We start from the raw sequence: 8,575 nt of genomic DNA on the forward strand, positions 1-8,575 counted from the left end.
TAATAAGAAGGTGCAACCCGATTGTTTTTGGATGTTTCTGGTTATTTCAGAAAAATGACAATTTGGGCGATAAAACAACGTCTGGTTTCAGATCCCGCATCTGCTTTATCCGTCAGAAGCCGCTAACCTGAAGAGACACAAACGAGGAGTTCACCATGGTTCAGCCCCATTTTCCCATCCTGCCGGATGCCACGCTGGCGGCCATCAATACTGTCGGTGAATGGCTGGCGCAGGATGACCTGAGCGGCAGCCGCCTGCACCCGGACGTCGATGCGGTAATTCTGGCAGGGAACGCGGTGATCCCGACCATTGAGGCGGCCTGTCGAATTGCCGCGCAGCGAGAAATCCCGCTCCTGATTAGCGGCGGTATTGGTCACTCGACCGCGTTTTTATATTCAGCTATCCGCAGTCATCCGCGTTATCACACTTTACAGGTCGAAGGGCGGGCGGAAGCGAGCATTCTTGCAGACATTGCGCGGGAGTTCTGGCAGATCCCCGAGGCGCGCCTGTGGATTGAAGATCGCTCCACCAACTGCGGTGAGAACGCGCGTTTTAGCTGGAACATGCTGAAACAGCATCAGCGCGCAACCGGGCGGGTGCTGGTGGTGCAGGATCCGACGATGCAGCGCCGTACGATGGCGACGTTTGCCCGCGTTTGTCAGGATGAACCCGCGTCACCGGAGTGGATAAGCCACCCAGGGATTACGCCGATACTGCATAACGGCAAAGAGGGCGTGGAGTTTTGCGGGGGCAATAGCGGACTATGGCCCGTTGACCGCTACCTGTCACTGGTTCTGGGGGAACTGCCGCGTTTGTATGATGACGTTAACGGCTATGGCCCGGCCGGGCGGGATTTTATCGCACACGTTGACTTTCCTGAGGGGGTGATTGCCGCGTGTAAACAGCTGCAGCAGGATCCGGTCCTCGCGGATGCGTTGTCCAGGCGCTCGATTTAAGGGTGTAATCAGAAGCGATAACAACTGCTTCAGAATAACCTTTGGCTTACAGCAATGTCCTGGTCCGGCTGTAAATCGCCGAAGCGTTTCCGTAAGGCCGGGGCGAGGCGCAGGGATGCGCCGAGAGGGCGTGGCCTGCAGGGATGCAGGCTCATGCCCGACCCGATAGCCTGAAGGAATAAGCTGAGGGTACCGCGAAGCGGCGATTTACCGCCGGGAGCCCGGGTCGCCAGGGTGGTGGCGATTGCACTGAACCCCGGATCCTGGACACCAGATTCCAAATCTGGAGGTTCAGAACAATGAAATATCCTTTCCATATTAGGCTTGCAGCTGTACTGCATTACATGGCCGGACAGTCGAGTATCAAAGAAACAGCCCATCTGTTCAGTGTGGGCAGAACCCCACTGCCCCGCTGGCTGCGGGCTTACCGTCGTCAGGGTAAAGCCGGTCTGGAGGACCGTCCTGCGCGGACCTATACTGCAGAATTCAGGCTCCGCGTTGTCCGCTACGTCGCTGAAAACAGGTGCAGCTATGCGGAGGCTTCATCGCGCTTCGCCATCCCCAATGAGTCCCTTATTCTCGACTGGACGCAGCGTTACCGGAGGGGAGGTGAAAAAGCGCTTCACACTGCCAGACCCGGACCCGCTATGTCACAGAAAAAATATGTTCCCGGCGCCAAGCCCTTCAGTGAAATGACACCCAAAGAACTGCAGAGGGAGCTGGAATATCTGCGCGCGGAAAATGCTTACTTAAAAAAGCTGAAAGCCCTGAGAGAAGAAAATGCACTCAGGGAGCAGCAGAAAAAACCAGATTAGTGCAGTCGTTGCTGACGGCACACAGGCTACCCTGCCTGCTGTATGCCGCGCGGTTGTCACGCAGCACATATTATTATCATGTCTCGCACCCTGAGCACGGGACTGAGCGTTATGCGGATGCAGTCGGTGCAATGAAGGCCATCAGCCAGCGGCATGCGCAGCGCTATGGCTACCGGAGAATGACGAGAGCACTACGGGATAAGGGCTTCGTGCTTAATCACAAAACCGTGCGCAGGCTGATGAAGGAGCATGGACTCACCTGTCAGCTACGCCGGAAAAGATATCGCTCATATATGCCTGATGCGGGTCTGTCATCCGCCAATCTGCTGGCCCGGGACTTTAGCGCTGAACGAAGCGGGATCAAGTGGTGTACGGATGTGACGGAGTTCCGGGCCGGGGGACAGAAACTTTACCTGTCAGCCCTGCAGGATCTGTTCAATAACGAAATCGTGGCCTGGAATATGTCGACCAGTGCTTCACAGCCTCTGGTCTGCAGGATGCTGCATAAGGCCCTGAAAGCACACAGACATAGTGAAGGTCTGGTCTTACACAGCGATCAGGGCTGGGCTTACAGGACACCGGCATGGCGGTTAATGCTGGAAAAAGCCGGTATAGTCCAGAGTATGTCGCGAAAGGGAAACTGCCTGGATAATGCAGTGATGGAAAACTTCTTCAGCCATCTGAAAGTGGAGATGTACTACCGCAAGAGGTATGGTTGCGTGAAAGAGCTGGAGCGGGATATTAAGGCTTATATTCGTTACTTCAACACTGAACGAATCAGCCTGAAAACTGGCGGCCTGAGCCCGGTGGCGTACCGGACTCAGGCAGAAAAAACAAAAGAATAAAGGTGTCCAGGAAACGGGGTTCAGTGCAGATTGAGCCACCCTGGCACGTTCACCGGTTATGTCGTTAAAGAGTAGCAAGGAACATAAAGTGAACGGAATGACCACCAGACCCGTATGTTCCCCTCACCCTAACCCTCTCCCACAGGGAGAGGGGATGCTTCACTGCTCATCTTAGCCCTGAATAAAGGCATAGAATCACAGTGCCGCAAACTTATCCAGCGTCCGCACCAGTTGCGTAACAAAACCATATTCGTTGTCATACCACGCGACGGCTTTCACCAGCTGCAGCTCTCCCGCTTCTGACACCTCCGTCTGCGTGGCGTCAAACACCGAACCATAATGCGAGCCAATCACATCGGACGACACAATCTCTTCGTCGGTATACCCGAACGATTTATTGCCCTGAGTCGCCTTTTTCAGCGCGGCGTTGATCTCCTCAACGGTCACTTTCTTGCCCAGAATCGCTACCAGCTCGGTGACCGAACCCGTTTTTACCGGCACGCGCTGCGCGTGGCCTTTTAGTTTGCCGCTAAGCGCCGGGATCACCAGACCGATGGCCTTTGCGGCACCGGTGGTGTGGGGAATGATATTCTCAGCCGCCGCCCGCGAGGCGCGAAGGTCTTTCCCGCGCGGGCCATCCACCAGCGCCTGGGTACCGGTATAGGCGTGAATGGTGGTCATGGTGCCCACTTTTATTTCAAACGCATCGTGCAGGGCCTTCGCCAGCGGGGCGAGGCAGTTGGTGGTGCAGGATGCGACGGAAATAATGGTGTCACTGGCGTCAATGGTGTCGTCATTCACGCTGTAGACGATGGTTTTCATGTCACCCGCAGGCGCGGAGATCAGCACTTTCTTCGCGCCGGCGTCCAGGTGCGCCCGTGATTTCTCTTCGGAGGTATAAAAACCGGTGCACTCCACGACGATATCCACGCCTGCGGTTTTCCACGGAATGTGCTTCGCCTCTTTTTCGGCGTACACCGCAATAGTTTTACCATCAACAATCAGCGCATCCTCGGTGAAATCCACGCTCCACGGGAAGCCACCGTAGTTGGAATCATGCCTGAGCAGGTAGGCCAGCACTTTCGGTGAGGTGAGGTCGTTGATGGCGACGACGGTATTACTGTCCTGGGTTTCAAGAAGGCGACGCAGAACAAGGCGTCCAATGCGTCCAAATCCGTTAATGCCAATTTTACTCATGGGGTTCTCCTGTAAACGTGTCGATGCGACAGTTTGAACTCATCCAGGCTTAGACCATCACGGGCTGGGCGGCAATTGAAGATGCTTCATGCGGGAGGAAGTATTTGAAAAACCATACAGAAAAGTTAATGAATTTTTAAGGAAAGGGGATTATGTTGGCGCGGTAACTGTTTTTAATCGGGAAATCACATGCGCACTAAATATACAAGCCTGCAAATCGGCATCCACTGGCTGGTGTTTCTGTTAATCATCGTCGCCTACTGCGCCATGGAGTTCAAAGGTTTCTTCCCGCGCACCGCGCGTCCAGTAATCAATATGATCCACGTCTCATGCGGTATCAGTATCCTGGTGCTGATGGTGACGCGTCTGCTGGTTCGCCTGAAATTCCGCGCGCCACCGATTCAGCCGAAGCCAAAAGCGATGGTGACGGGGATGTCTCATCTGGGGCACCTGGTGGTGTATCTGCTGTTTATTGCGCTGCCGCTGATTGGCATTGTGATGATGTACAACCGGGGCAGCGACTGGTTGGCTTTTGGCATGGTGATGCCGCATGCGGCGGAGTCCAATTTTGACCTGGTTGATGTGCTGAAAGAATGGCACGAGACGCTGGCGAACCTGGGCTATTTTGTGATTGGCCTGCACGCGGTGGCGGCGCTGATGCATCACTATTTCTGGAAAGATAATACTCTTCTGCGCATGATGCCGAAAAAGCGTCAGTAGCCCTCTTGCCCGGCGGCGCTTCGCTTGTACGGGCCTACAAACGGCTCTGAATTGTAGGCCGGGTAAGCGGTAGCGCCACCCGGCTTATTTTTTAACCCAGCAGCGCACGCTCTTCAGCAGTTAACGCCAGCGGCTGCGTTGACCCCGTCTCCGACGACTTCACCGCCGCTTCCAGAACGGCCATGACCGCCAGCGCCTCAACAGGGTGGACAGGGTTGGTGATTTTCCCGAATAACGCATCACGTACGTTGAGGTAATACTGGCGCTGATCGCCTTTCGGGGTAGGGATCGTCTGCGGTGCACCGTCAGCCCCAAAGAACACCATACTGTCGCTGTCTTCGCCCCAGGTTTCACTGCCGGGAATCACCCCTGAGAGCAGCTGCGTTTCCTGCTGATCGATTCTGGCTTTCACCACGCTGCCCTTGTCCCCGTGGACGGTAAAGCGTGCCGTACCGCCAGCAACCAGCATGCTGGCGTGCAGAATGACCTTATGCTCCGGGTAGTTTAAGACCACGTGCGCCCAGTCGTTAATTTCTGCACCGTCGCGCAGCGTTGCGATATTCCCCTGAACCGACTCCGGCAGGCCAAAGAGCTGTAGCGTCTGGTCAATCAGGTGAGGACCCAGATCAAACCACAGACCGCTCCCGGGGACGTTCTGCTCGCGCCAGCGCACGCGCACTTCCGGGCGGAAGCGGTCGATGTGCGATTCCAGGTGTTTAACCTTGCCGAGCGTGCCTTGCTCAATAATCTGCTTAATGCCGAGGAAATCACTGTCCCAGCGGCGGTTGTGGAAGACGGAAAGCAGCAGCTGCTTTTCATCCGCCAGGGCAATCAGGTCGCGGGCTTCCTGCATGTCGAGGGTAAAAGGCTTATCCACGACCACGTGTTTACCCGAGTTCAGGGCCAGCGTCGCCAGCGGGGCGTGCGTGGCGTTGGGGGAGGCAATCACCACCAGATCGATATCAGGATGCTGAATGGCCTCTTCCGGTGTCGCCACCACCTGTACGTCCGGCAGATCGCGTTTAACCTTCTCTTCATCACGAGAAGAGACCACTGCCAGCTTCATCCCGTCCACAGACTGGATCAGCGGGGCATGGAAGGTTTTACCGACAAATCCATACCCGATCAGCGCAATGTTGATTGTTTGAACTTTACTCATGACCTTCTCCACGTTAATTCGCGCACACCGTAACCTGCAGTGCGCTATGGTCCCCAAGCTCAGGCCAGGGACGATCTAAAAAGAGTTGTTGAATGCTGGATAACCCGGAAACCAGATACGGCTCGCAGCGGTTAATTTTCAGGTGATCGGCGACAATCCAGTGCGCGTGGCTTGCGTCGAGCATCGCACGTTTCACTTCGGCATCCGCTTCTTTACCGGCGCTCAAACCGAGTTCGGCATGAATGGCGCACGCCCCAAGAATGGCAATATCTGCCCGATAACGGGACAGCAAAGACAGCGTGGCGCTGCCGGCAAACAGTCGCTGCTTGTGGTCCCATTTCCCGCCGAGCAGGATCAGCTCAATGTCTTCCCGGTCGCTAAAATGCTGGGCGATATCCAGCGAGGGGGTAATAACGGTGAGCGGCCCCTGAAGAAAGGTGGCGACGGCCATCACCGTGCTTCCGGCATCCAGAAACAGGGTGGAGCCCGGGGGAACCTGCTGTGCGACCTGTTTACCCAGGCGCTGTTTGGTCTCCGGCAGCAGCGTATTGCGGCCCTGACGGTTCATGGCGGAGAGGTTAAGCGCGATGGCTCCGCCGTGGTTCTTCTGCGCAAGGCCCTGGTTTTCCAGATCGGTCAGATCCCGACGGATGGTATCCGCTGAAACCTGCAGCCTTTCGGCCAGGTCGGTGATGCTGGCCTGGCCTTGCTCGCTGAGGATATCCAGGACGTAGCGTTGACGAGCGGTTTTGTGCATAGGAGTACATTCCTGCAAAATGTCGCAATAGTTCGCATAATACAGCATTTTGACGCAGAGAGAAGAGGATTGTGGTCATGACGATGTGCAGCGGCGTGATGATTTAGATAGGTGATTATTAAAATTTTATTAAGCAGGTATAAGGAAGCCGTTTTGAATGTTAATCACAATGTTACTGTTATGTTTTATTTAACGATTTGGGTTATGTAACCAGCGTATCGCCATTGAGTGGGTATAAATGCTATTAAATGAAAATTATGCAGGATTTAATTGCTTTAATTAGTTTTTTAAAAGCTTTTAATTTTAAATATACCCCTTTGGTTACTTAAATTGACATTTCTTTGAAAATCTTTGTGTCTGACCCGCTCTGAAATTAACGCAAAAATGTGCACAGAAAGAATTAAGAATTTTCCTTAGATAACAGGAGGTTTATATGTTTCATCTGAAAGGATACTTTTAGGGTTTTGTCCAGAAACCCCATATTTTTTCTTGCTTGTAACACCACATTAACATTGTGGGTGTAGTGGGCTATACCACATTTTGTTATGCTGCTAACCAGTTTAAGAAATAAGTAAATTCTTAATTGAAATAAGACGCAGGCAGATCTCATCTCCAATGGAAATGGGTATGGGAATTATTACCTAAAATCCAGCACGGTAGCTAAATAAGATATTTGTCTAATTATCTGTACCTCTTTTTGGGTATTTGCTTGAGTATCACTCAGAGTCAGGGAGATAACATGACGATATTACGAAAGCCTATGTTACGCCGATTTACAGCAGCACTGGCATTCATTTCATTAGCCATAAATACGGCGTACGCCAATAGTAATCAGGTGGGTATTGCCCCGGTGGCAACCACAACCTTAAAAGAAAGTATTCTTTTTGCTATCGATCGCGATCCGTCAATTAGTCAGCAGGCCGCGCAATTAGGTATTGGCCAGGCACAAATAGATGAAGCGCGCAGCGGCTGGATGCCGCAAATATCGTTGAACGGAAGTACAGGGCACAGCCAGACCACCGATTCCAGCGGGTCGCTGAAGAATTCAGCCGCCTGGGGGCTGAGCCTGACGCAGTTGCTGTACGATTTTGGCAAGACCAATAACAGCATCAGCCAGTCTTCCGCCCAGCGTGATAGCTACCGCTATCAGCTGATGGGCACGCTTTCGGACGTGGCGGAAAAAACGGCGCTGAGCTATGTAGAGGTCAAACGCTATTCCGATCTGCTGCAGGCGGCAATAGATAACGTGCAGGCGCTCAGGAACGTCGAGCAGCTGGCAAAGCTGCGCGCAGACGCGGGCGTGAGTTCCACCTCCGATGAGCTCCAGACCCGCACGCGTATTGCCGGCATGCAGGCGACGGTCGCGCAGTATACCGCCGCCTTAAACAGCGCGCGCGCAAGGCTTGCGGTATTAACGGGGATGCAGGCAGAAGCCTTTTCGCCAGTGCCTGCGAACCTCGCGGTTGAGCCAGATTCGCTCAACCGTATTGATTATTCGTTAATTCCGGCCGTGATGGCCGCGCAGAACATGGAACGTTCGGCTCAGTATGGCGTGGAAACGGCGAAGTCCCAGCACTGGCCGACGTTAAGCCTGAAAGGGGGGCGCACCCGTTATGAATCGGACAACCGTTCATACTGGGACGACCAGATACAGCTCAATATCGATGCTCCGCTGTATCAGGGGGGCGCGGTTTCCGCTCGCGTTCGGCAGGCGGAAGGCGCACGGGCCATGGCCTCCTCTCAGGTCGATCAGGCACGTTTCGATGTTCTGCAAAAAGCCTCCGTCGCGCAGGCTGACTGGACCGGCGCACGGGGAAGAATGGAGGCCGGAAAGCAACAGCTGGAAAATGCGCTGCGCGCCCGCGATGTTTATAAAAATGAATACACCCTGAGCAAGCGGAGCATTAACGATCTGCTCAGCGTTGAGCAGGATGTCTGGCAGGCCACATCAGCGAAAATAATCGCTGAGTATGATGGCTGGAGTTCGGCAATTAATTATGCTTCCGCGGTTGATAATTTAATGCCGCTTATTGGAATAGAGAAAAACGCTGCCGCAAAATTACCTGACTTGAGTTAAAAAAGACGCGCAGTCTCGCGCAAAAATAAGTCTGAAAATAATGGGTGTT

7 protein-coding genes are annotated in these 8,575 nt (G+C 53.8%); 4 read left to right on the plus strand and 3 right to left on the minus strand.

Annotated elements, in window-relative coordinates:
• The first annotated feature begins 155 nt into the window (after positions 1–155).
• Both AC2TE5_RS10935 and AC2TE5_RS10940 read left to right on the plus strand, forming a co-directional pair.
• The gene (locus AC2TE5_RS10935; protein ID WP_213329281.1) at positions 156–956 is read left to right on the plus strand and encodes a YdcF family protein; all 801 of its coding nucleotides are present in this window, start codon (positions 156–158) and stop codon (positions 954–956) included.
• Between the two features lie 299 nt (positions 957–1,255).
• A protein-coding gene (locus AC2TE5_RS10940; protein ID WP_484613244.1) for an IS3 family transposase occupies positions 1,256–2,616 on the plus strand; the annotation gives its coding sequence in 2 pieces (ribosomal slippage) (positions 1,256–1,706 and positions 1,706–2,616; 1,362 coding nt in all).
• 195 nt (positions 2,617–2,811) lie between these two features.
• Here AC2TE5_RS10940 and gap read toward each other — a convergent pair.
• Entirely contained in the window at positions 2,812–3,813 is a 1,002-nt protein-coding gene (gene gap / locus AC2TE5_RS10945; protein WP_213330468.1) for a type I glyceraldehyde-3-phosphate dehydrogenase, read from the minus strand.
• 189 nt (positions 3,814–4,002) lie between these two features.
• Here gap and cybB point away from each other — a divergent pair, with 189 nt between their 5' ends.
• Positions 4,003–4,533 carry a cytochrome b561 gene (gene cybB / locus AC2TE5_RS10950; protein WP_213330470.1) on the plus strand — a complete coding sequence of 177 codons (531 nt, stop codon included), beginning with the start codon at positions 4,003–4,005 and terminating at the stop codon, positions 4,531–4,533.
• Between the two features lie 91 nt (positions 4,534–4,624).
• Here cybB and AC2TE5_RS10955 read toward each other — a convergent pair whose 3' ends face one another.
• Positions 4,625–5,692: an oxidoreductase gene (locus AC2TE5_RS10955; protein ID WP_484613245.1), complete on the minus strand. Its 1,068-nt coding sequence runs from the start codon at positions 5,690–5,692 to the stop codon at positions 4,625–4,627.
• Positions 5,693–5,705: 13 nt separating this feature from the next.
• Positions 5,706–6,449 (minus strand): DeoR/GlpR family DNA-binding transcription regulator, encoded by a 744-nt coding sequence (locus AC2TE5_RS10960; protein ID WP_484613246.1) that lies wholly within the window; start codon positions 6,447–6,449, stop codon positions 5,706–5,708.
• A gap of 739 nt (positions 6,450–7,188) precedes the next feature.
• Here AC2TE5_RS10960 and AC2TE5_RS10965 point away from each other — a divergent pair.
• A complete protein-coding gene (locus tag AC2TE5_RS10965) occupies positions 7,189–8,526 on the plus strand; it encodes a TolC family outer membrane protein (RefSeq protein ID WP_213330476.1) in 1,338 nt (445 codons plus the stop codon).
• The last annotated feature ends 49 nt before the right edge of the window (positions 8,527–8,575 follow it).

This window comes from Enterobacter sp. N5-15 (genome assembly GCF_057221635.1).